This is a genomic window from Exiguobacterium sp. S22-S28, from assembly GCF_043359615.1.
Taxonomy (GTDB): domain Bacteria; phylum Bacillota; class Bacilli; order Exiguobacteriales; family Exiguobacteriaceae; genus Exiguobacterium_A.
Map to the genome: position 1 here is coordinate 84,754 of NZ_JBHFFC010000029.1, position 24,214 is coordinate 108,967.

Sequence of the window (24,214 nt, forward strand, 5' to 3'; positions counted from 1 at the left end):
GCTCCCGTTGAATGGGAGCTTTTTTTGAGGGGAGAATTGAACATGCGGACAACACAAGATGCGATTCGACATTTAGAGCGAATCTCGGTATATCTCGAAGTAAAAGGGGAAAATCCGTTTAAAATCAATGCGTTTCGTAAGGCTGCCGGTATACTGGAGGCGGCGGAGCTTGATTTTATGGAAATCGATGATTTCACAGCGATGAAAGGGATCGGAAAGGGAACGGCCACTGTACTTGAGGAATTTCGTGATACCGGTACGAGTACGGCATTGACGGAACTTGAGCAGCAAGTACCGGAAGGATTGATTGCCCTGTTGAAGATACCGGGACTCGGTGGCAAGAAGTTGGCGAAATTACATGAAGTCGGTGTCATTGATGCCGATTCCTTTGCTGAGAAACTGGCAGACGGCACAGTAGAAGCAATGCCCGGTTTTGGTAAAAAGACGGTTGAAAAATACAGTAAAGCACTGGAAACGTTTGAAACACGACCAGAACGATTACCGTACGGTGTCATGCGTAAAAGTGTCAGTGAATTGAAGCAAACACTAGCCGGTATCGATCAAATCATCCGCTTTGAAGTCGGAGGAAGTTTCCGGCGGGCGGAGGAAACGTGTAAGGATCTCGACTTCATCATCTCGACGGATCAGCCAAAAGAGGTGAAGGCACGTTTACTTGAAATCGAACAGATTGACGAGATCATTGCGGCCGGTGAGACGAAAGTGTCGATCGTCCTCAAGCGGGACGATGCGTATATCGCGGTTGATTTCCGACTAGTCGATGATTTGGCATTTGCTTCGACGTTACACCACTTTACGGGGTCAAAAGATCATAATGTCCGGATGCGGCAACTGGCGAAAGAACGTGGCGAAAGCATCTCGGAGTATGGTGTCGAAACGAAGGACGGTCTGTTCCAACCCAAAACGGAACAAGACTTGTTTGCCCGCTATGATTTGCCCTTCATCCCGCCGGAACTTCGGGCAGGACGCTTGGAATTTGAAGCAGATTTAGATACGCTGATTCAAGAGACGGATATTAAAGCTGATGTTCACATGCATACCACGTGGTCGGACGGTACGTTGTCCGTCGATGAGTTAGTGGATGCTTGTGCAGCACGGGGATATTCCTGGATGGCCATTACCGATCACAGTAAATATATGAAGTTCGTCAATGGATTAACGGAAGAACGACTGCGGAAACAACGTGTTGAAATTGAAGCAGCACGTCAAAAGCATCCGGAAATGACGATTTTATGCGGCGTTGAGATGGATATTTTACCGGACGGCTCACTGGATTATGACGATGCTTTTTTACAGGAGATGGACTACGTCATCGCCTCGATTCATTCCAAATTTGATCAGACGGAAGATGAGATCATGCAACGTCTTGAAAATGCCTGTCGGAATCCGTACGTTTCGTTGATTGCTCATCCGACCGGCCGGATTATCGGGCGCCGTGAGGGCTATGCGGTCAACATTGATCGACTGGTCGAGCTCGCGGCTGAAACCGGAACGGCATTAGAACTGAATGCGAATCCCGGACGTTTTGATTTAACCGCCTCGTCGCTCGCAAAAGCGAAGGCAGCTGGTGTCAAACTCATGATCAATACCGATACCCATCGTCCAGAAATGTTAGAAGATATGAAACTTGGTGTCCTTCATGCCCGTAAAGCATACTTGGAGCCATCCGATGTCATCAATACGTGGACAGCAGAAGAAGCGCGTGCTTTTTTTGATCGAAAACGTTTAGGAGTGAAGTAAATGAATGCCAATGCACTGCGTGTATTAGAATACGATAAATTAAAAGAACTACTCGCCAAACAAACGGCGAGTTCACTCGGTGCCCAATTTGTGCGCAAGATGGAGCCGGCAGAAGATTTTGAACAAGTGAAAGCTTTGCTCGCTTTAACGAGAGAAGCAACTACGGTCTATCGACTGCGCGATCGTTATCCATTTGGCGGACTGACGGATGTCCGCAGTGAAGTGAAACGGGCGGAAATTGGCTCGGTCCTCTCGACAAGTGAGTTGCTTGCGGTTGCAGACGTCGTTTATTCCGGACGTCAAGTTAAAGCCTTTCAGGAACGTCTGCATGAAGATCACCCGGATCTCCGATTACCGGCGCTTGATAGTCGAATCGATCAGATTACGAAACTTGTTGAAATCGAACAGGGAATTCGTCATGCCATCGATGATCAAGGGACGGTTCAAGACTCGGCAAGCGATAAACTTCGGACCTTACGGAGCCAACTCCGCTCACTTGAAGGGCAAGTTCGCTCGAAAATTGACGGCGTATTACGCAGTAAGTCAAAGATGTTGTCCGATGCCATCGTGACGATGCGGAATGACCGATATTGTGTACCGGTCAAACAAGAGTACCGTCAGGCATTTGGCGGAATCGTCCATGACCAATCAGCGTCCGGTGCGACATTGTTCATCGAACCGCAAGCTGTCGTTGCGGCTAACAATGAAATTCAAGAAGCGCGTCTGAAAGAGCGGGCGGAAATCGAACGGATTTTAGCCCAACTTTCGGCACTCGTCGGATCGGTTGGCGATTCGTTACGGATTAACGTCGATGTCTTGGCGGAGCTCGATTTCATCATGGCAAAAGCCTTATATGGACACACGATTCGTGCCGTCGAACCACGCTTAAATGAAAATCGCCATATTGTCTTGAAAGAAGCGCGGCATCCGTTCATTCCGGATGACGAAGTTGTGCCGATCACGGTTTCGTTAGGCGGCGAGTTTACGTCGCTTGTCATTACCGGACCAAATACCGGCGGGAAAACCGTCACGCTGAAAACAATCGGTTTACTCCAGTTAATGGTCCAATCCGGCTTATATGTTCCGGCAGCCGACGAGACGGAGCTGAGTGTCTTTGATGCGATTTATGCGGATATTGGTGATGAGCAATCGATTGAGCAAAACCTCTCGACGTTCAGTTCGCATATGACGAACATTGTTTCGATGATGGGAAAAATTGATTTCATGAGTCTTGTGCTGTTTGATGAGCTCGGAGCAGGAACGGATCCAACGGAAGGGGCGGCACTTGCAATCGCCATCTTGGACGAAGTCAAACGACGCGGTGCACGCGTTGCTGCAACGACTCACTATTCGGAACTGAAGGCATACGGTTACAACCGGGAAGGTGTCGTCAACGCCTCGATGGAGTTTGATGTCGAGTCACTTAGTCCAACGTATCGCTTGCTGATTGGTGTACCGGGGCGCTCGAATGCCTTTGAAATTTCGAAACGACTTGGTTTAGAGGACCGCGTCATCGATGCGGCACGCGATCAAGTGGGAACAGACGCCCAGTCCGTTGAAACGATGATCGGACGACTGGAGGAAGCGAAACAACGGGCGGAATCCTTGGAGCGGGAATTGTTGCAAGAACAACAAAGCTTGTTGAAAGAACGGGAAGAGTTCGAACGGGAACAAGCTGAGATTCATCAAGAAAAAAATGAAATTTTAGCAAAAGCAGAAGAAAAGGCAGCACGTGCTGTCGAACGGGCACAAAAAGAAGCGGAAGCTGTCATTAAGCGTCTGAAAGAATTGCGTGATGCGGGAGCTGTTAAAGAGCATGAACTGATTGAAGCCCGCAAGCAGCTAGAGCAAGCGAAACCTTCGTTACAAGATCAACGGATTGCTAAGGTCAAAGCAAAAACCAACCAGGCTCCGGTGTTCGCAAAAGGCGAAGAAGTAAAAGTGCTGACATTTAACCAAAAAGGATACATCATCAATCAAAATTCGAACGGTGAATACACGGTCCAAGTCGGCATCATGAAAGTAAACGTCAAGCCGGGGGATCTGGCCAAAGTCGGTGAAGCCAAAGCGGCTTCGAAAATAAAAAAACGATCTGGTGGAACAAGTATCACGAAACAATCTGCTGCTTCAGCCGAACTGGATTTACGTGGTGTCCGTGTCGAGGAAGGACTGGCGAAGCTCGACCGGTTCATGGATCAGGCTTTGCTGTCCAACTACGAACAGATTCGTGTCATCCATGGTCTTGGAACAGGAGCGATGCGTCAAGGAGTACAAGAATATCTACGTGGAAACCGTCATGTCAAAACCCATCGCTTAGGCGGTCAAGGGGAAGGCGGACATGGCGTGACGATCATCGAATTGAAATGAGGCGCGGTTAGGTGAATATTTTTGAAAACGTCTATGTCTATACGACAGCTTTATATTCGGTTGCGGGGCTACTGATCATCATGGGGCTGGCACTCTTTGAGTTGACAACCCGGTATCGGAACTGGGAACATATCAAGAGTGGAAACATCGCCGTTGCGCTTGCGACCGGCGGCAAGATCATTGGTCTGGCAAATATCGTTCATTTTGCCGTCCAAAGCGAACAACGTGTCGGCGCCATCTTTCTAGAAAGTGCGTTCGGATTTTTATTATTGATTTCGACTTATTGGATTTTTGAATTCTTAACTCCGAATCTTCCGGTCGACCGGGAGATCGAAAAAGGAAATATCGCTGTCGGCATCATTTCCTGTTCGTTATCGATCGGGATGTCCTATGTGATTGGTTCAGCGTTAGTGGGGTGAACAGGTGTTAGAACGATTAGCAAAAATTATGTTCGGCGTATCGATTGCCTTTTTGGTCGTCGGTTTATTATGGATTTTTATGAATTAAAAAGAACTGGCTCTGCCAAGTGATTAGTCCGTGCTGAGATCGATTCAGTACGGAATTTTTATTGATGGAAAACTATGAAGGAGGAAACGACTATGAACGTCAAAAAAACGAATACGAATGAAATACGGCGACGCGCCTTTGAAGCGATGCAACTGATTTCTTGGAAAGATATCTTTTGGGTCATCATCGGTTCAGCCATTCTGGCATTCGGCATCAATTACTTCACGATTCCGAATGACTTGTCTGAAGGGGGATTGATCGGGATCACCGTCATCTTCTATTATCTGTATGGATGGGATACCGGTTTAGTCTCGTTAATTGCCAACGCGTTACTCTTTGTCGTCGGCTACCGCTTCTTAAGTCGAAAAACGATGATCTACTCCGTCATTTCCGTGGCCACAACATCGTTTGTCCTTTCGTCAACAGCATCGCTCGCGACGACCTCCGACAGCCGTCTTATCGGGACGGTATATGCCGGAATCTTGATTGGTCTTGGAATCGGTCTTGTCATCCGGGCGGGCGGGACAACTGGCGGTGGTGTCATCATCGCACGATTGATGAACAAATATTTGAATTTAGGGATTGCTGTGTCGATGTTCATCATCGACGTGACGGTTGTCGGGGCTTCCGGATTTTTGTTCGGGGAAGAAACGATGCTGTATACGTTAATTGCCATCATCATCGGTTCGTATTTAATTGACTTGGTCAGTGAAGGATTGAACGTCCGTGAAGCCGTGACGATCATCAGTCACCGTCAGGAAGAAATCGCCACGATTTTGACCGAAACACTGGGACGCAGTGCGACAGTGATTCACAGCCACGGTCATTTCACGAAACAGAAAAACGATATGTTATACATGATCGTCGACAAACGTCAGCTCGCGCCATTAAAACAAATCGTGGAGGCAGCGGATCCGCGTGCCTTTGTCGTCATTCATAAAGTCCGTGAAGTCATCGGCGAAGGATTTACGTACCCTTCCCGTTAAACAGAATGCGAAGCCAACCACTTGTGAGTCGTCACAGGTGGTTTTTCCATGTATCTTAAAATCCCTGTAATTTGGAAAAAATGAAATTTATTTTAGCAGAGGACTAGCCGCTATGGATGAATTACACGTATAATAAAAATGAATAGTAATTCAGTTACGAGGAGGGAATGGAATGGAATCAGCATGGTTAAAGGATTATCCGGAACAAGTACCTGCATCAATCGACTATCGTGAGGTACCGCTTTATCAAGCACTCGAAGAGGCGGCAAACGAGTTTCCGGAGCGAAGAGCCCTTAGTTTTCTCGGGAAACGCATGACGTTTCAGGAAGTCCGGCAGGAAGCGCGGAGTTTTGCTCAAGTTCTGCAAGACGCCGGTCTTGAGAAGGGTGATCGAGTGGGTTTGATGTTACCGAACTGTCCGCAGTACATGATCAGTTACTACGCGGTGTTATACGCCGGTGGAATTGTCGTTCAAGTCAATCCGTTGTATACGGACCGTGAACTTGAACAGATTTTGGTCGACTCAGGGGCAGAGATACTTGTCACGCTGGATTTACTGTATCCGAAAGCTTCGCGTGTCAAAGCGAAGACGCTTTTAAAAACCGTCGTCACGACAAGCATTGCTGACTACCTGCCATTTCCTAAAAATAAACTGTACCCAATCAAGTCGCGTAAAGATAATAACATCATTATTGATACGACGGGGTCCATTCCTTTTCTATCCCATCGCGGCAGTACAATGATTGAACCGATTATCATTCACCCAAAAGAAGATATTGCAGTGTTACAATATACAGGCGGGACGACCGGTGCGCCTAAAGGAGTCATGTTGACGCACTTTAATTTAAGTGCCAACGTCGAACAGATCAGTCATTGGTTCTATAAGTATTCTCGGGGAGACGGGCGAAAGTTATTGGCAGTCGTCCCTTATTTCCATGTGTACGGTATGACGTGTAACTTGAACTTCGGCATGTTCAATGCGTATGAACAAATCATTTTGCCGAAATTTGATTTGGAACAAGTCTTGAAGACGATTGATAAAGAAAAACCAAGTTTGTTTCCAGGCGCCCCAACGATGTATGTTGGCTTGTTAAATCATCCAAAATTGAAAAAATATGATTTATCCTCAATCGAAGCGTGTATTTCGGGATCGGCACCATTGCCGGTTGAAGTACAAGAAAAGTTTGAACAGGTGACAGGCGGACGGATCGTCGAAGGATATGGATTGTCAGAAACCAGTCCTGTGACGCATACGAACTGTATTTGGGATAAACGTGTTCCGGGTTCGGTCGGTATTCCTGTTCCGGATACGATTGCGAAAATTGTACAACCGGATGGAGAAACACCTGCTGCACCAGGGGAAATCGGAGAGATTCTTGTTCGTGGTCCGCAAGTCATGAAAGGATATTGGAAACGGCCGGAAGATACGCAGGCTGTTTTGCGTGACGGGTGGTTGCATACGGGGGATCTTGGATATGTCGGCGAGGACCATTATTTCCGAATCGTTGATCGGAAAAAAGATTTGATCATCGCATCGGGATTCAATATTTATCCACGGGAAGTCGAAGAGATTTTATATGAACATCCAGCGGTCAAAGAAGCCGTCGTCATCGGTGTTCCGGACGCTTACCGAGGGGAAACGGTCAAAGCTTTTATCGTTTTGAAAGATGACGTGAAGACGACAGAAGAGGAACTCGATCAATTTTGCCGGAAAAGTTTGGCGTCATTCAAAGTGCCGAAGCAATATGAGTTCCGACAAGAGTTACCAAAAACGTTCGTCGGGAAAATCCTTCGTCGTGTCTTAGTCGAGGAAGAACGGGCAAAACAACTAGAAGAAAGCAGTTGACAGCTCAAATTGGCATGATAGAATAAATATGAATGAACCATCATTCATTTTATGTGTTAGGAGATAGTCTTATGAAAAGAACGATGTCTAAGAGTGATCGCATCATTGATGCGGCAGTGAAGGTGATTGCGAAAAACGGCTACCACGGTGCCAAAGTAACGGCTATTGCGAAAGAAGCCGGCGTAGCGGATGGTACGATTTATCTTTACTTCAAGAACAAGGAACACCTGTTGATTTCTTTGTTCCAAGCGAAGATGGGCAGCTTCATCGAATATTCGGAAGCGCAAATCGCGCATCATCAATCAGCGACGCAACAACTGGCAGCGCTCATTGAAGCGCATCTCGAACAATTGTCGGTTGATTACGATTTAGCGGTCGTCACCCAAATTGAATTACGCCAATCTAATCAAGAAATGCGACATAACATCGCAACGGTTTTAAAACCGTATCTTCACCTGATTGATCGTGTGATTCGAAAAGGGATGGAATCGGGGGAGTTCTCGAACGAGCTGGATTATCGTTTAGCACGACAGATGGTATTCGGAACGATTGACGAAGTCGTGACGAGTTGGATGGCGAGCGGATTTAAATACGAGTTGCTCGAGACGCGTCACGGTATTCATCGCATGTTGATTAAAGGGCTGAGTTAAGCCCTTTTCATGAAAAACTTTTTGTAAGCGGATACAAAAATGATGGTGGTCTATAGAAGTTGATACGAGGGGGAACGAAGAATGGAAATCTACGTCTTGTTAAAACGAACATTTGATACGGAAGAAGCAATCCAACTCGAAAATGGTCAAATCGAAGAGGATGGTGCGGAATTTATCATTAATCCCTATGACGAATACGCAGTCGAAGAAGCAATCCGTGTGCGGGATGCACAATCCGGAACGGTGACGGTCGTAACAGTCGGACCGGAAGATTCCGATAAAGAACTTCGGACTGCGCTCGCGATGGGAGCCGATCAAGCAGTACGGATTTCGATTGAAGAGGATATTGAAGAAGCCGATCATTATTCGGTTTCAGAAGTTTTGGCCGGTTATCTCAAGGAACAGACTGTTGATCTGATTATTGCCGGGAATGTCGCGGTTGATGGAGGAAGCGGACAAGTCGCTCCACGCGTCGCAGAACTACTGGATATTCCATATGTCACGACGATTACGAAACTGGAGTTAAATGGAACGGAAGCTGTTGTTACACGTGACTCAGAAGGGGATACTGAAGTCATTAAAACATCGTTACCGTTGCTCGTTACAGCACAACAAGGATTAAACGAACCCCGTTATCCAAGTCTTCCGGGCATCATGAAAGCGAAAAAGAAACCACTCGAGGAACTCGAATTATCTGATCTTGAATTAGATGAGGACGAACTTGCACCACGTCTTGAGACAATCGAACGCTTTTTACCGCCAAATAAAGCAGCCGGTAAAATTCTAGAAGGTGATTTGTCGACACAAGTTCAAGAACTCGCTTCATTACTACGTAACGAAGCAAAAGTTGTTTAAGGGGGAAGAAACGATATGTCAAAAGCACTTGTACTTGCAGAATCACGGGACGGGAATTTACGAAATGTTTCATTTGAAGCAATTGCAGCAGCAAATCTAGTGGCAGATGAAGTCGTGGTTGCCTTAATTGGACAAAACGTAGCAGCAGATGCAGCTCAACTGGCGACACGAGGAGCACATCAGGTACTGGTCGTTGAAGACGAACGATTACAGCATTATACACCGGACGGATACGGACAAGTCTTCATGCAACTGATGGAACGTGTTGCGCCGGACGTCATCGTGTTTGGTCATACGTCGCTCGGTAAAGATCTGTCTCCGAAAATTGCAGCGAAACTGCAAGCAGGATTGATCAGTGATGTCACCTCAATCGAAGGAACTGGATCTGACGCTTCCTTCATCCGACCAATTTATTCAGGGAAAGCTTTTGAAAAAGTGAAGGTATCGGAAGGGAAAACGCTCTTTACAGTCCGTCCGAACAACATTGAGCCGCTGGCTGAAGGAGTTTCAGAAGGAACCGTTGAGTCTGTCACGGTAGAGCTAAAGGATTTACGAACAATTGTCTCAGAAGTTGTCCGAAAAGCAACAGGTGGTGTCGATTTGTCGGAAGCGAAAGTGATCGTTGCCGGTGGGCGGGGCGTGAAAAGCTCGGATGGTTTCGCACCGTTACAAGAGCTGGCAGATCTACTCGGTGGCGCAGTTGGCGCATCGCGTGGCGCCTGTGACGCAGACTATTGCGATTACGCCCTACAAATCGGTCAGACAGGTAAGGTCGTGACACCTGACTTGTACATCGCTTGCGGTATTTCCGGTGCGATTCAACATTTAGCGGGAATGTCCAATGCGAAAGTCATCGTCGCCATCAACAAAGATCCGGAAGCGAATATCTTCTCCGTAGCAGATTACGGAATCGTCGGTGACCTATTTGATGTGGTTCCATTGTTAACCGCAGAATTCAAAAAAATGCTTGTCCATTAAGCGGCAGGAAAAGAAGCGAAGAGTAACTTCTTTGCTTCTTTTTTATGCTATGACTTGTCTGAGCAGTTTCGTTTGTTGTAAGGTAGGGCTGTGCTATACTCAAGTCAGTAAAAAGATGGGTTTGATAGACAAATCAAATCGATCTAAAAATAGGAGGTTTTTTTCAATGGCAATCGTACACGCAACTAGCCAATCGTTTAAAGAAGATACACAAGAAGGTCTCGTTCTCGTTGATTTCTGGGCAACATGGTGCGGACCTTGTCGCATGCTTGCTCCTGTTCTCGAAGAACTCGATGCGGATATGGAAAACGTAAAAATCGTAAAAGTCGACGTTGACGCTAACCCGGAAGTCGCTGGAGCATTCCAAGTCCAAAGTATTCCTACACTTGTCTTGTTCAAAGACGGTCAACCGGTTAATAAAACAATGGGCTTCATGCCTAAAGACGCTTTAAAAGAATTCGTTGAGACATCTAACTAATTCTAAAATCGATATATAAAGATGGCATTCCGTCAATTCGCGGAATGCCATCTTTTTGTCTAGTCGTTTTAAGAAAGCGGGGAACAGATTTCAATCAAATGACCATCGGGATCAAGCACGTAGGCGACAGTTTGTCCCCAGGGCTTTTGGGTTGGTGGTAAGACCGTTTCATGTCCGGCAGCTCGAATCTTCTCATACAAGGACGCGACATCATCAGTCACGAAACCAAGTTCAATCGATTGTTGCCCGGTTTTGTCCGGTATCTCATAGGGAATCATCGAACGAACGTCTTCTTTTGTATTGAAAGCAAGAATTGTCGAACCGGTTTCGAATTCCGTATAACTTCCGTGCTCAGCCTTAATCGAAAGACCAAGCAGACCGTGGTAGAACAGACGTGTTTTTACGGGGTCCGTAATGTAAAGAATCGTATAGCCATAATTAACCATGTCAACTCCTCGCTTTCATTTTTTAGTCTTCAAGTAATGAGGCAATGTCAGATGCAGGTGTCGGATAAGCAAAACTCGTTTTTTGAAGAGCGGAGCTTGGAATCCGGTGCTGCATGGCAAATGAAAAATAGTTAGCCAGTTCGGCGGCATGCACACCGATGAAGTGGGCACCGAGAATCTGATCGTCATCACCAATTAATACTTTTGCCCGGGCAAACGGATCTTTAATCCGGACATTTGTTTGCCAACTGGATGTATCAATCAATTTTCCGCGGTAGCGGATGTTGTTCTGCTTTAGACGTGCCTCCGTCTGACCAACCTGTGCAAGATTCGGGGCAGTGAAGACGATACTCGGAACAGGAAGTAATTCGAGTGTACGTGTGTTATTTTCAAGCATGTTACAGGCGGCGAGACGTCCCTCCGTTCCCGCAAAAGGAGTCAAGGCAGGGTTTCCGCTGACTGCGACGTCACCTGCCGCATAAATATTGGGGGCGGAAGATTGCAGATAGTCGTTGACGTGGATACCTTTTTCTTCAAACGTGACACCTGCTTTATCGAGATCAAGGTGTTCAATGCTTGCAATACGACCTGTCGCATTTAGGACGACATCAGCTTCAAGTCGTGTTCCATCCGAGAGTGTCAATGTCTTCTCCGAATAAGAGACGGCCTCTGTTTCATGAAGAATTTGAATACCCAAGGCTTTCGTCGCTTCAAGAAGCACCATGACCAAATCTTGTTCAAACTGTTTCAAGGCGCCTGAACGCAACAAAATCGTAACTTCAGCACCTGCAATACGTGCCAAGTGAGCAAATTCAAAGGAAATATATCCACCTCCGATACAGACAAGACGACGCGGCACATCGCGCAGTTCTAAAAATTCATTACTGTTGAGGAAACGTTCACTTCCGGGAATCGATAATTCCCGGGGACGAAGACCTGTTGCAATCAAAAATGTATCTGCTTCCAGTTCTTCGTCATCGACGATAAGCTTTTTGTCAGAGATGAAACGAGGCTCGCCATGATAGTAGTCGATTCCTAAATCATCATATCGCTGTCGTGTTTGTTCCGGGATAGCACGGGTATATTCGTTTTTCCGTTCCATCAATTGACGCCAGTCAATGGAGACAAGTCCTTTTAAGCCATAACCGAGCAAACGTTCCACCGCATCTTTCGTTTCGCTACCTGTCAATAAAATCTTTTTAGCATCACATCCGCGTTGTGAACATGTACCACCTGGTGTGAAGTTTTCAATGATGGCTACGCGGAGCCCTTTTTCAACGAACTTATAAGCTGCTTGATTTCCTGCTGCACCAGTTCCAATAACAATGCAATCGTATGTACGCATTTTTTATCCCCCATGTGTCATAATCAATGTAAGATATTTACCCTATTACGTAAAACTAAAAACGGTGGGAGGAGACATTTTTGTGAGTCATCAAGAACATATTAAGGCGAAATTATCCCTTTTACCTGATGAACCGGGCTGTTATTTGCATAAAAATCAGTTTGACGAAGTCATTTATGTCGGAAAAGCCAAAAATTTAAAGAATCGTGTCCGGTCTTACTTTACCGGTGCGCATGATTTAAAGACCGAGCGTCTCGTCTCCGATATTCGTGATTTTGAGTACATCATCACCGGAAGTGAGCTGGAAGCTTTACTTCTTGAGATGACGTTAATTAAAAAACACGATCCGAAATACAATATCATGTTGAAGGATGACAAGTCGTATCCTTATCTCAAAATTACGAATGAAACATATCCGCGTCTGATTACGACGCGTAAATTAAAAAAAGACGGCGGACATTATTTTGGTCCGTACCCAAATGCGTATGCCGCAAATGAAACAAAACGCTTGCTCGATCGATTGTACCCGCTTCGAAAGTGTCAGCCGATGCCTAAAAAACTGTGTTTGTATTACCACATCGGTCAGTGTCTCGGTCCTTGTGAGATTCCGAATCTAGAGAATGAGCAAAAGGACCTCGTCTCGGAAATCCGTCGTTTTCTGTCCGGTGAAACAAAAGACCTTGTCCAATCCCTTCAAGAGAAGATGAGCGGTGCAGCAGAAGCAATGGAATTCGAACGGGCAGGTGAACTGCGTGATCAAATTCGGGCCATTGAATCCATCATGAATAAGCAGAATATGATTACGGCAGATTTAACATCCCGGGATGTATTCGGAATTTATGTCGACAAAGGATGGATGTGTGTTCAAGTCTTTTTCCTGCGTGGCGGAAAAATGATTGAACGGGATGTATCCCTGTTTCCGATTTACGGAACACCGGCAGAAGAACTCGAAAGTTTTATCGTTCAGTTCTATGAGAAAAACATTAAGCCGAGCGAGATTTACGTCCCGCCGCTCGTCAATCAGATGCTGCTCAAAGAAGCACTTGAGCTTCGGGTCCATGTTCCGGTCCGAGGTTCAAAACGTAAGTTGCTTGATTTGGCGACGAAAAATGCGGAAAATGCGATTGGCGAGCGGTTTGAATTGATTGCCCGGGACGAGAAAAAAACTGTTCAAGCGGTGCAAGAACTGGCTGATGCCATCGATGTTCATCCGCTGTCACGTATTGAAATCATCGATAATGCCAATATTCAAGGCGCTGATGCCGTATCGGCTCTCGTCGTCTTTGAAGACGGGAAGCCGCTCAAAAAAGAGTACCGGAAATTCAAGATTAAGACGGTCAAAGGACCGGACGATTATGAATCGATGCGTGAAATCGTCAGACGACGTTACCGGCGTCTCTTATTAGAAGGAGCGCGATTGCCGGACCTCGTCTTGATTGATGGGGGACTCGGTCAACTCAATGCGGCTCTTGAAGTCATTCAAGATGAATTGGGTTTATCCCTGCCGGTCGGTTCACTTAAGAAAGATGACAAGCACCGGACGAGTCAACTGTTGTTTGGGGAGGGCGGTCAATTGGTTGAACTGCATCCACGATCCAGTGCCTTTTATCTATTACAGCGCATGCAAGACGAGGTCCACCGCTTTGCGATCACCTTCCACCGTTCACTGCGTTCAAAAGGGATGACGCGATCACTGCTTGATGATATTCCCGGTGTGGGACCAAAACGCCGTCAACAGTTGATCCGTCATTTCGGATCGATGCGGAGCTTAAAGAAAGCCAACATTGAACAGCTGACGGAAGCGGGCTTACCCATTAAATTGGCAGAGACTGTTGCGGAATATCTCAGTCAGACGAATGAAGAGTAGAGTTTTGGTTTAATTGAATCAGTTGGATAAAAAATGCGAACCCGCTCTCAGACAAACAGCGGGTTCGCATTTTTTTGGCCTAAGGATTCAGTTTAAAAAGAATCAGGCGCACTGAGTGTTCAGCGCGCCTGATTAAATATCTTTAGTTGTTGATGTATTTTTCGTAGAACGAACCGAAGTCTTTTTGGTTCCATTTGTAGTAATGTCCCTGCAACCAGTCGAAGGACTCTTGCGACAAGTCTTTAAATGTTTGCGGTACATTCATATCTCCTTGGCGGAGACCACCAAGAATCGTGACTGAATGATTAAGTGAGTTGTTCGCAAACTCCAGCATTTTTTGTCCTTCATATTGTTTTTCGGCAATCGCAAGAAGGGCTTTATACAAATCCTTTACGTGTTCCAACTGCTTTTTATCAACGTCAATTGAATAATGTTTTCCGCCGATTTCAAATTTGATCTCGACATCGAGATCAACCGTACCGGCCGTCTCGAACATGACGTGACGAATCGGATAGTGGGCATATGGATAACGATAAAGAACACGTTTTGAACTGACGGCACTCTCGCCGTCAAGATGCACAAGCGCTAAGTTCGTAAAGCAGTATTCATCGGTTTTCGATTTGATCAGAAAATAAATTTTTTCACCGTCTTCATGTAATACATAATCATCAGCGGCGGCTTTGTCAAAGTCGTCCGGGTGAATCACTTGCCCAATATCACTGAATCCTGTTAAATCGGCTGCGAGTTTCTTGAACATAAAAATTCCTCCTTTGATGGATACGGTTGGTTATGAATACGACAGTCAACACAAAAAGGTTTCATGTCTCAAGAAATTCGCTGTCCGATTGTAATCTCCTGTATCGGATTTAAAGAGACGGATCAATCGGATCTTTTGGATCCATTTCGATCATAATGTGTACTTGCGATTTAACGAGTTCGGCATAACCTTCCGCCACACAACCGTTCATTTTGGAAAATTGCTCGGCTAAAAATCCGGCTTCGAGTTGAAAGTAACCTGTCGGACGTTCCGTTCGGATCGATTCCGGCGGCGTTAACAAAAATGTGGCCGATGTTCCTTTTTGTTTTTGCAGTTCGAGATGTCCCCATCCGGCTTCTTGAAAAAATGGTGTTACTTCTTCGATGCTTAAGACAGGGAAGTCACGTGCCAATCGCTTTCCCGCCCAATAAATGACGTGGCGGTAATCTGTTCCTAATAAATCTGTCAACACATAGTCGCGGATTAATTCGATTCCGAAGGTGTTTGGTACTGAATCCATCAACAATCACTCCTATCTCTGAAACTATTATAGCGGGGTAATTCCGACGGGTCATTGTTTTCCTAAAAAAATTTGCAGTTATTTGCAGATAAATGCAACACCTCGGGTTGTCTTATAAAATGCACAGGAGTAGAATAAGGAATGAAAAGACGAATTTCCTTATGAAAGCGCTTTTCTACCAAAATGCGCCAACGTTTGATTGGCAAACAAAAGGGGGGATTTGGATGGCGAATCATCGTGATTTCGTGGGGCGTAAAATACACTCACTGCTCGGCGTCATTCCAATCGGGTTATTCTTACTTTCTCATTTTACGACGAACTATTTCATCGTACGTGGGGAGGAAGACTTTAATAAGGCTGCGGAAGTCGTGGGGAGCGTTCCGTATCGGTTGTTCTTGGAAGTGTTTGTCATCTTCATTCCAATCATCCTACACGGTGTCTACGGTGTTTACATCGCGTTTACAGGTTCCGCGAACACAGGTCGCTATACATACTTCCGGAACTGGATGTATGTGTTACAACGCTTCTCGGGTATTTTCCTTGTTGTGTTCATTACATGGCACGTTTGGGAAACTCGGATTGCGGCAGCAATGGGAACGGCAGTCGACGCGAGTATGATGCAAAATATCGTCGATAACGGATTCATGCTGGCGTTTTACATCGTCGGGATTTTGGCAACGACGTTCCACCTGGCGAACGGACTTTGGACGTTCTGTATCACATGGGGAATCACACAATCACCCGCTTCCCAAAAAGCGATGTCGTATGTGGCAGCCCTCGTATTCATCGGATTATCGTTTGTAGGCGTACGCTCGATCTTAACGTTTGCAGGCGTGTTGTAAGGAAAGGGGAACTAACAACATGGCGAATAAAAATCTTGTCATCATCGGTGGAGGACTCGCCGGTTTGATGGCTACGATAAAAGCAGCAGAGCAAGGCGTACCGGTTAAACTGTTTTCACTCGTGCCGGTTAAACGTTCACACTCCGTTTGTGCACAGGGTGGGATTAACGGGGCCGTCAACACGAAAGGGGAAGGTGATTCACCTTACCAACATTTGGACGATACGGTATACGGGGGCGATTTCTTAGCCAACCAACCACCGGTCCAAAAGATGACGGAAGCAGCACCAAAAATCATCCACATGTTTGACCGGATGGGCGTCATGTTCAACCGGACACCGGAAGGGTTACTCGATTTCCGCCGTTTCGGCGGAACGTTACACCACCGGACAGCATATGCCGGTGCTACGACAGGGCAACAATTGTTGTACGCTCTTGACGAACAAGTCCGTAAGTTTGAAGCGCAAGGTTTGGTAGAAAAGTATGAAGGATGGGAATTCCTTCGTGCAATCATTGATGAAGAAGGTATTTGTCGTGGTGCGGTATGTCAGAATCTGCGTTCGATGGAAATCGAAGCGTTCGCAGCTGACTCAGTAATTTTAGCAACAGGTGGACCGGGTGTCATCTTCGGAAAATCGACGAACTCGGTCATCAATACAGGACAGGCGGCAGCAGCGGTTTACCGTCAAGGTGCTGTCTATGCGAACGGGGAGTTCATCCAAATCCACCCGACAGCGATTCCAGGGGACGACAAACTTCGTCTCATGAGCGAATCAGCGCGTGGTGAAGGTGGTCGTGTCTGGACATATAAAGACGGAAAACCATGGTATTTCCTTGAAGAAAAGTACCCGGCATACGGAAATCTTGTACCGCGTGATATCGCGACGCGCGAAATTTTTGATGTTTGTGTTAATCAGAAGCTCGGCGTCAACGGGGAAAACATGGTTTATCTCGATCTGTCGCATAAGGACGCAAAAGAACTCGACGTCAAACTCGGCGGGATTCTTGAAATCTATGAAAAATTCGTCGGGGATGATCCGCGGAAAGTTCCGATGAAAATCTTCCCGGCAGTTCATTACTCAATGGGTGGATTATGGGTCGACTACGATCAGATGACGAACATTCCAGGATTGTTCGCTTCCGGCGAATGTGATTACTCGATGCACGGTGGAAACCGTCTCGGAGCCAACTCGTTATTGTCCGCCGTATATGGCGGAATGGTTGCGGGACCAGCCGCAATTGCTTATATGAACGATCTCGATCAATCTGTCCATGAAATGCCGGAAGAGGTCGTGGAAGCGCATAAGATTGCAGAAATTAACCGTTTCAACGATATTCTTGCAATGGAAGGTACGGAAAATGCGTACCAAATCCACCGTGAACTCGGGGAAGTCATGACGGATAACGTCACGGTCGTTCGTTACAATGACAAACTCGAGCAAACGCTTGAGAAAATCCATGAACTGCGTGATCGATTCACGCGGATTTCAGCGACGGATACAGCACGTTGGAGCAACCAAGGCGCATCATTTATTCGTCAACTCGATCATATGCTGGATCTCGCGGAAGCCATTACGCTCGGAGCCTTAAAACGGGACGAGAGTCGTGGGGCTCATTATAAACCGGACTTCCCGGAGCGTGATGACGAGCGTTTCTTGAAAACAACGATGGCCCGCTATACGGACGGTCATCCGGAAATTTATTATGAAGAAGTCGATACATCACTGATTCCACCGCGTAAACGCGACTACAGCAAGAAGTCGAAGAAAGAGGTGAAAGCATAATGGCGACACCACTCGAACAGAAAACGAACCAGAAACCAGTTCAATTCATCGTCCAACGTCAGGACGGACCGGACGGGAAAGCATATGATGAAGCGTTTGAAGTACCTTACCGTCCCAATATGAACGTCATTTCAGCTTTAATGGAGATTCGCCGGAATCCGGTCAACGCGGCCGGAGAAAAAACGACGCCAATCAACTGGGACATGGGATGTCTCGAAGAAGTTTGCGGCGCGTGTTCAATGGTCATCAACGGAACGCCCCGTCAATCCTGTACGGCGCTTGTTGATAAGCTGGAGCAACCGATTCGTCTTCAACCGATGCAGACGTTCCCAATCGTCCGTGACCTTCAAGTCGACCGTCAACGGATGTTTGATGCTTTGAAAAAAGTCAAAGCTTGGGTACCGATTGACGGAACGTATGACTTAGGTCCAGGACCCCGTATGCCGGAAAACAAACGCCAATGGGCATACGAACTATCGAAATGTATGACATGTGGTGTTTGTCTCGAAGCATGTCCAAACGTCAATGACCGGTCGAACTTCATCGGACCGGCATCCATTTCACAAGTCCGTCTCTTTAACTCGCATCCAACAGGTGCGTTCCACAAAGAAGATCGTCTTGAAGCATTGATGGAAGACGGTGGAATCATGCAGTGCGGGAACGCGCAAAACTGTGTCGAAGTGTGTCCGAAAGGGATTCCATTGACGACATCGATCGCAGCAATGAACCGTCAAACGACACTCCACTCATTCAAGAAGTTCTTCGGCAGTGACGAAGGACGTACGGGAGAAGCAGTCAGTAGTTAATCAATAGGAAATCGTAAAATTAAAGAAGGGGCCTTGCTCCTTCTTTTTATATTTTCAGAGGAGGAAATTTCGTGCGTGTACCTAGTTATATTAATGATCTCGATCAATGGTTGGAACAGATGAAACACGGCACACGACTCGATGTCGCCGTTCGATTTGCGGAAACCGATGCGTACGGACATATGAACAATCGTGTCCCGTTCGTCTATTTCGAGGATGTCCGGACATTGATGCTCGAAGAGACAGGGTATTCACTTGCCGATGACGGGATTGTCGTCGTCGCGGATGCCCAATGCAATTACATCCGACAAGTCTATCCACGAGCCCGTCTTGCGGTCTATGCGTACCCGGTTCAAGTGGGAACAGCTTCCTGTGATGTTCACTATGCGGCATTTAGTGAAAACGAGGAATTGATGTTCACCGGTCGGACCTCGATGGTCCAAATTGATCGTTCCGGGAATGCGTTTGCTTGGAATGAAGCGTATAAAAATTCCTTGCAGAATCGATTCGAATCCGTTATCATTTGATAATGAGTTCACATATTCGAAAACGACTCACTAGTACGTTATTAGTGGAGGGAGATTTCTTAATCATGGAAAAAACATTCAAAGTCATCGCGGATTCAGGCATTCATGCTCGTCCGGCAACACAACTCGTCAACACAGCTTCTAAATTCCAATCAGACATCAACTTGGAATACAACGGAAAGACTGTTAACCTCAAGTCGATCATGGGTGTTCTTTCACTCGGAATCGCAAAAGATTCAGACATCAAAATCGTTGCAAACGGTGACGATGCTTCTGAAGCAATCACGACTCTTTCAGATATGCTGACAAGCGAAGGTCTTGCTCAGTAATCCTTTATCGTACATTCTTGGACGCCGGTCTTGCACCGTCGTCCTTTTTTGTTACCATATGAGATGAGAGGAAAGTGAGGGGTAATCGTGAACAGATCAATTGGAGTATTGGATTCTGGGGTAGGTGGATTAACCGTCGCACGCGAATTGATGCGTCAGCTGCCCCATGAACAAATCATATATGTCGGGGATACGTTACGTTGTCCGTACGGGCCACGACCGGAAGAAGAAATTCGTCAATTCACTTGGGAAATGATTGATTATTTGGTCGCGCAGGATGTGAAATTGATTGTCATCGCCTGTAATACGGCAACGGCAGTCGTCTTAAAGGAAGCGCGTCAAAAATTATCGATCCCAATCATCGGTGTCATCGATCCGGGAGCTCGTGCTGCAGTTAAAGTCACACGGTCGAAACGAATCGGTGTCATCGGTACGAAAATGACGATTGAAAGTAATTCGTATGAAAAAGCTTTGCGTCACGTCGAAGGGCAGGTCGTCGTTGAATCCCTTGCCTGTCCGCCGTTCGTTCCGCTTGTCGAATCATCACAGACGAGTGGTTCATACGTCGAGCGTGTCGTTGTCAACACGCTGAAGCCATTGCTGGACTATGATATGGATACCTTAATTTTAGGATGTACTCATTATCCGTTGCTTGCGGAAGTGATTGGACGAGTCATTGGACCCGATGTCCAACTGATTTCTTCCGGAGATGAGACGGCACTCGAAGTCAGTGCCTTGCTCGATTACAACGGAATTACAGCAGATCTTGATAATGTCCCGGAGCATGTCTACCATGCGACTGGTGATACGCGATCTTTTGAACGGATCGCCAGTGACTGGTTAAATCAATCTGTTCAGGCGAAAAGGTTAGTGTTAGGAACGGAGGAAGAAAAATGCGTCTAGATCAAAGAAAACCGTCTGAGATGCGGACGATCCGCTTTGAAACGGAAGTTAATAAACATGCGGAAGGGTCCGTCCTGATCTCAATTGGCGATACCCGTGTCCTTTGTACGGCGACGGTTGAAGAAAAAGTTCCGCCGTTTTTACGCGGGAAACGTCAAGGATGGATTAATGCGGAGTACGCGATGCTGCCACGCGCAACGGCGCAACGGACAGGTCGGGAAGCGGTCCGCGGAAAACAAACCGGACGGACGATGGAGATTCAGCGTCTGATCAGTCGGGCATTACGATCGGTCGTCAACTTGGAAAAGTTGGGCGAACGGACGGTCTGGATTGACTGCGACGTGTTGCAGGCGGATGGCGGGACACGAACGGCTGCAATCACGGGTGGTTTTTTAGCACTCGTCTTAGCAGTCGACGGACTGATTCAAAGCGGGAAGTTAACGGATACACCAATCAAGGAAGGCATCGCGGCAGTTTCGGTCGGTAAAGTCGGGACGGATTTGTTGCTTGATCTTTGTTATGAAGAAGATGCTGCGGCAGACGTCGATTTGAATCTTGTCATGACATCGTCCGGTAAAATTGTTGAACTTCAGGCAACGGGTGAAGAAGCGACGTTTTCTCGTCTTGAAATGCTCGATATGCTCGAACTTGGGGAAAAGGGTATTGAAGAACTCCTTCATGAGGCCGAGCAGGCACTTGGCGCTTCATGGTGGTATGTCGGAGAAGAGGTGGAGCACCGATGAAAATTATCGTCGCGACTAGAAATCCTGGTAAAGTAAACGAATTCAAGGAGATGCTTGGACGACTCGGATATGATGTCGAATCCTTACTCGACTACGAAACGGCTCCGGAGACGGATGAGACCGGTTCGACATTTGAAGAAAATGCCGAATTGAAATCAAGAGAGGCGGCAGCTTATTTTGGTCATGCCGTGCTGTCGGATGACTCCGGTCTTGAAGTAGATGCTTTGGACGGAGCACCGGGTGTCTACTCCGCCCGATTTGCAGGTGAGGAAAAATCAGACGAAGCGAATAACGCATTGTTGCTGGAAAAACTGGCCGGCGTACCCACAGAAAAACGGACTGCCCGTTTTGTCTGCGCCTTGTCTCTTGCGAAACCGTCCGGTGAAACGTTAACCGTACGCGGAACGATGGAAGGGGCAATCGGTTTTGAACGGCAGGGAACAAACGGCTTTGGTTACGATCCGTTGTTTATCATCCCGTCCTTGAATCAGACGGCAGCTGAGTTAACGAAAAGTGAAAAAGCGTCCATCAGTCATCGGGGACAGGCATTACGAAAACTTGAATTGGCATTGACTACTTTTTTAGGAGAGTGATCAGAGATGAAAGCATTAATCGTAAGTGATAGCCATGGACTTGATCAAGAGTTGCTGACGATTTTTAATCGCCATCAGGATGTCGATATCGCTTTTCACTGCGGCGACTCTCAATTGACAGGAAGTGCGGAATCATTATATCCCTATCGTGTTGTCAAAGGGAACTGTGACTACGGAAATGATTTTTCGGACGAAGTGATGGAAGAGTTTGGAACATTTCGGATTTTATGTGTGCACGGTCACCGACAAGATGTTAAATACAGTCTCGATCAGTTGATTCATCATGCCGATCAAAAAAATGCCGCAATCGTTTTATACGGTCATTCCCATGTCGCGAAGGCAGAACAGCGTGACGGGAAATTATTCATCAATCCGGGATCAATCCGGATGCCCCGTCACCGTCCGGAAAAGACGTATGCCGTCTTAACGTTAGAGGACGGACAGTTCACAGTCGATTTTTATGATTTGACCGGTGAGACGATCAATGCCTTACATCTTGACGGAACACTTTAAAAAATAGTTTTTACTAATGTGATTGACACGAAAGAATTGTTTTAGTATAGTTTATTCGTGTTGACACGTCTCAATAGCTCAGCTGGATAGAGCAACGCCCTTCTAAGGCGTCGGTCGGGGGTTCGAATCCCTCTTGGGACACTATAATTAAAATAGAGACTTTCCTTATGAGGAAGGTCTCTTTTTTTTATCCTTTTATTCAGGTATACTTAAGGTATCATGAACTTGAAAGGGATGATGAAGATGATGAAACGAATGAGTGGAATCCTGTTGCTGACCGTTGCTTTAGCGGGATGTAGCGAGGTTACGGATACTGTGGATAATGCGAAACAGCAAGTGACGGATGTGAAAAATAGTGTCGATTATGCAGGTCAGCTGCAGGACATCGCCCAAGATACTTCAAAAGTGACATCTGAATTATCGGCAAAACTGGATCAAGCGGCCACGGAAGCACGTGATTCAGCGAATCCGGAGCAAGCACTCGATCAGCAAATCGAAAAACTTCAAACTGATGGAACCGTTCAGCAGTTGAATGAAGAATTAAATCAAATTGATGAGCGTCTGGCGAGTTTAGAGAGTCCGCCGGCAGAATTGAAGAATCTCAGTGAAAAACTCGAACAATACGTCAATCAATCCGAAGACATTACGCGTTTACTAGAAGCCGATGTCTCGTTAGATACACTGAACAAGATGGGCATCGAGCAGGCAGGCCAGTTGCAAGAAGCGATTACAAACTGGACGTCTTTGCTTGATCCGTTCACGAAATAAGAACGTCAGACAGGAAAAAGGTGGAATGATCGTGGGACAGTCACGTTGGATGGAACAACCGTTAATGGATGAACAAAAACGTCTTGCCGCATTGAGTCAGGCAGAATTAAATGTTCTCCTAAACCAGCTTCAAACCATGACGTCGGAAGATGATATCTTATATCTTCTCTATACGATCCAAGGTGCTTTTTTAGCAAGGGAAGACGGAATCGAAGTCTATTCAAGCATCGTTGACCCTTTTCTTGGATTGGATGGCGTCGAGCAGGTATTGGCGATTTTTATGTATGAAAAGGGAGAACGGTATGCATTTGATCTTGCTCTGCGAACAGCATCCCCTTATTTGCCATACGGGTTAGCTTTAAAGTTAGAAGAAGTGACCGTATCACGCTCACGTACAACGCGTAATGCCCAGCACACGGATGATGCGTCATATTTACAATGGGAAGAAAAACCTGCAGCAACACTTACGGAGCAGGAGTGGATCGAACTTTACCGCACCGGAACGCTGAACGAACAATTTCGATTCTTGGCACAAACGGACTTGCGGGTACATCCTATATTAATGCACTACATCGTCAACGATTACTTGACGGGCCGGGATGTGAGGAATCCAAGTGCTCTTGTCATTCACCGATTACTTCCTCAACTGACGGATTCGGCGCACGTCTTTCCAATCGATGTGTCGATCCAGTCGCTGGATGTTCATGTTTTATTTCATCGTCCGGAACAGCTTGAGTTGTATCTGGCAAAGCAGGCAACACAACTACACCGATTTGCCGACAGCGCGTTCGACTTGAAGCGAATGGATCCGTTTAAGGCGCTTTTGATCATGACGTGGTATCAAATCGTTTACTTGGAGGAGACGGTGGAACAGGATGAATCGGCCGATGAGTGGCTGCATGCCGTCGAAGAATTGGCGGATTTCGACTTTTCATCTGTCGTACCGCCGGAATCTTTAAGTGAACAGGCGCAAAAGATTTATCGTGCTGTCCATTTGGTGCTGCCGGAAGGAAAACTGTACGAACAAGCACTCCTTCAGTAATTGAA

At 46.5% G+C, this 24,214-nt stretch carries 25 protein-coding genes and 1 tRNA gene; 22 read left to right on the forward strand and 4 right to left on the reverse strand.

Going from position 1 to position 24,214, the window contains the following annotated elements:
* Window positions 1-42 precede the first annotated feature (42 nt).
* From polX to trxA, 9 genes are all read left to right on the forward strand, one after another.
* Window positions 43-1,758 carry a DNA polymerase/3'-5' exonuclease PolX gene (gene polX, locus ACHA8N_RS12185; RefSeq protein ID WP_393965897.1) on the forward strand — a complete coding sequence of 572 codons (1,716 nt, stop codon included), beginning with the start codon at window positions 43-45 and terminating at the stop codon, window positions 1,756-1,758.
* Window positions 1,759-4,125, forward strand: a complete 2,367-nt coding sequence (locus ACHA8N_RS12190) for an endonuclease MutS2 (RefSeq protein ID WP_393965898.1) — start codon at window positions 1,759-1,761, stop codon at window positions 4,123-4,125.
* Window positions 4,126-4,136: 11 nt separating this feature from the next.
* Entirely contained in the window at window positions 4,137-4,544 is a 408-nt protein-coding gene (locus ACHA8N_RS12195; protein ID WP_012371039.1) for a DUF350 domain-containing protein, read from the forward strand.
* A gap of 180 nt (window positions 4,545-4,724) precedes the next feature.
* Window positions 4,725-5,618 carry a YitT family protein gene (locus ACHA8N_RS12200; RefSeq protein WP_147510646.1) on the forward strand — a complete coding sequence of 298 codons (894 nt, stop codon included), beginning with the start codon at window positions 4,725-4,727 and terminating at the stop codon, window positions 5,616-5,618.
* A 172-nt stretch (window positions 5,619-5,790) separates the two neighbouring features.
* Entirely contained in the window at window positions 5,791-7,464 is a 1,674-nt protein-coding gene (locus tag ACHA8N_RS12205; RefSeq protein ID WP_147510647.1) for an AMP-binding protein, read from the forward strand.
* 71 nt (window positions 7,465-7,535) lie between these two features.
* Window positions 7,536-8,114, forward strand: coding sequence for a fatty acid metabolism transcriptional regulator FadR (locus ACHA8N_RS12210; RefSeq protein ID WP_147510648.1), 579 nt, complete (start codon window positions 7,536-7,538; stop codon window positions 8,112-8,114).
* Window positions 8,115-8,195: 81 nt separating this feature from the next.
* Window positions 8,196-8,969 (forward strand): electron transfer flavoprotein subunit beta/FixA family protein, encoded by a 774-nt coding sequence (locus tag ACHA8N_RS12215; RefSeq protein ID WP_393965899.1) that lies wholly within the window; start codon window positions 8,196-8,198, stop codon window positions 8,967-8,969.
* 15 nt (window positions 8,970-8,984) lie between these two features.
* Window positions 8,985-9,947, forward strand: coding sequence for an electron transfer flavoprotein subunit alpha/FixB family protein (locus tag ACHA8N_RS12220; RefSeq protein WP_393965900.1), 963 nt, complete (start codon window positions 8,985-8,987; stop codon window positions 9,945-9,947).
* A 115-nt stretch (window positions 9,948-10,062) separates the two neighbouring features.
* A complete protein-coding gene (trxA, locus tag ACHA8N_RS12225; protein WP_147510651.1) occupies window positions 10,063-10,425 on the forward strand; it encodes a thioredoxin in 363 nt (120 codons plus the stop codon).
* Between the two features lie 68 nt (window positions 10,426-10,493).
* Here trxA and ACHA8N_RS12230 read toward each other — a convergent pair whose 3' ends face one another.
* Window positions 10,494-10,871: a VOC family protein gene (locus ACHA8N_RS12230; protein ID WP_147510652.1), complete on the reverse strand. Its 378-nt coding sequence runs from the start codon at window positions 10,869-10,871 to the stop codon at window positions 10,494-10,496.
* A gap of 22 nt (window positions 10,872-10,893) precedes the next feature.
* Complete coding sequence (locus ACHA8N_RS12235; protein WP_147510653.1) at window positions 10,894-12,216, reverse strand: dihydrolipoyl dehydrogenase family protein; 1,323 nt, start codon at window positions 12,214-12,216, stop codon at window positions 10,894-10,896.
* 82 nt (window positions 12,217-12,298) lie between these two features.
* On the opposite strand from ACHA8N_RS12235, the gene uvrC reads away from it, so the two are divergent.
* Window positions 12,299-14,083, forward strand: a complete 1,785-nt coding sequence (uvrC, locus tag ACHA8N_RS12240) for an excinuclease ABC subunit UvrC (RefSeq protein ID WP_147510654.1) — start codon at window positions 12,299-12,301, stop codon at window positions 14,081-14,083.
* A gap of 142 nt (window positions 14,084-14,225) precedes the next feature.
* Here uvrC and ACHA8N_RS12245 read toward each other — a convergent pair whose 3' ends face one another.
* Together ACHA8N_RS12245 and ACHA8N_RS12250 are read right to left on the reverse strand one after the other, a co-directional pair.
* Window positions 14,226-14,840: a PH domain-containing protein gene (locus tag ACHA8N_RS12245; RefSeq protein WP_026832382.1), complete on the reverse strand. Its 615-nt coding sequence runs from the start codon at window positions 14,838-14,840 to the stop codon at window positions 14,226-14,228.
* 109 nt (window positions 14,841-14,949) lie between these two features.
* Window positions 14,950-15,360, reverse strand: coding sequence for a YslB family protein (locus tag ACHA8N_RS12250; protein WP_147510655.1), 411 nt, complete (start codon window positions 15,358-15,360; stop codon window positions 14,950-14,952).
* A 224-nt stretch (window positions 15,361-15,584) separates the two neighbouring features.
* On the opposite strand from ACHA8N_RS12250, the gene ACHA8N_RS12255 reads away from it, so the two are divergent.
* From ACHA8N_RS12255 to ACHA8N_RS12310, 12 genes are all read left to right on the forward strand, one after another.
* Window positions 15,585-16,202 (forward strand): succinate dehydrogenase cytochrome b558 subunit, encoded by a 618-nt coding sequence (locus ACHA8N_RS12255; RefSeq protein WP_393965901.1) that lies wholly within the window; start codon window positions 15,585-15,587, stop codon window positions 16,200-16,202.
* A gap of 19 nt (window positions 16,203-16,221) precedes the next feature.
* A complete protein-coding gene (sdhA, locus tag ACHA8N_RS12260; protein ID WP_147510656.1) occupies window positions 16,222-17,985 on the forward strand; it encodes a succinate dehydrogenase flavoprotein subunit in 1,764 nt (587 codons plus the stop codon).
* Window positions 17,985-18,791, forward strand: coding sequence for a succinate dehydrogenase iron-sulfur subunit (sdhB, locus tag ACHA8N_RS12265; RefSeq protein ID WP_147510657.1), 807 nt, complete (start codon window positions 17,985-17,987; stop codon window positions 18,789-18,791). The genes sdhA and sdhB overlap by 1 nt, the downstream gene beginning before the upstream one ends.
* Before the next feature lie 71 nt (window positions 18,792-18,862).
* Window positions 18,863-19,318, forward strand: a complete 456-nt coding sequence (locus tag ACHA8N_RS12270) for an acyl-CoA thioesterase (RefSeq protein ID WP_393965902.1) — start codon at window positions 18,863-18,865, stop codon at window positions 19,316-19,318.
* 65 nt (window positions 19,319-19,383) lie between these two features.
* Window positions 19,384-19,647, forward strand: a complete 264-nt coding sequence (locus ACHA8N_RS12275) for a phosphocarrier protein HPr (protein ID WP_012371023.1) — start codon at window positions 19,384-19,386, stop codon at window positions 19,645-19,647.
* Window positions 19,648-19,734: 87 nt separating this feature from the next.
* A complete protein-coding gene (gene racE, locus ACHA8N_RS12280; RefSeq protein WP_393965903.1) occupies window positions 19,735-20,550 on the forward strand; it encodes a glutamate racemase in 816 nt (271 codons plus the stop codon).
* A complete protein-coding gene (rph, locus tag ACHA8N_RS12285) occupies window positions 20,541-21,293 on the forward strand; it encodes a ribonuclease PH (protein WP_147510660.1) in 753 nt (250 codons plus the stop codon). The genes racE and rph overlap by 10 nt, the downstream gene beginning before the upstream one ends.
* A complete protein-coding gene (locus ACHA8N_RS12290; protein ID WP_393965904.1) occupies window positions 21,290-21,886 on the forward strand; it encodes an XTP/dITP diphosphatase in 597 nt (198 codons plus the stop codon). The genes rph and ACHA8N_RS12290 overlap by 4 nt, the downstream gene beginning before the upstream one ends.
* A gap of 6 nt (window positions 21,887-21,892) precedes the next feature.
* The gene (locus ACHA8N_RS12295; protein WP_393965905.1) at window positions 21,893-22,399 is read left to right on the forward strand and encodes a metallophosphoesterase family protein; all 507 of its coding nucleotides are present in this window, start codon (window positions 21,893-21,895) and stop codon (window positions 22,397-22,399) included.
* A 67-nt stretch (window positions 22,400-22,466) separates the two neighbouring features.
* A tRNA-Arg gene (locus ACHA8N_RS12300) sits at window positions 22,467-22,540 on the forward strand.
* A 102-nt stretch (window positions 22,541-22,642) separates the two neighbouring features.
* A complete protein-coding gene (locus ACHA8N_RS12305) occupies window positions 22,643-23,167 on the forward strand; it encodes a hypothetical protein (RefSeq protein WP_393965906.1) in 525 nt (174 codons plus the stop codon).
* A gap of 25 nt (window positions 23,168-23,192) precedes the next feature.
* Window positions 23,193-24,209: a hypothetical protein gene (locus tag ACHA8N_RS12310; RefSeq protein ID WP_393965954.1), complete on the forward strand. Its 1,017-nt coding sequence runs from the start codon at window positions 23,193-23,195 to the stop codon at window positions 24,207-24,209.
* Window positions 24,210-24,214 lie beyond the last annotated feature (5 nt).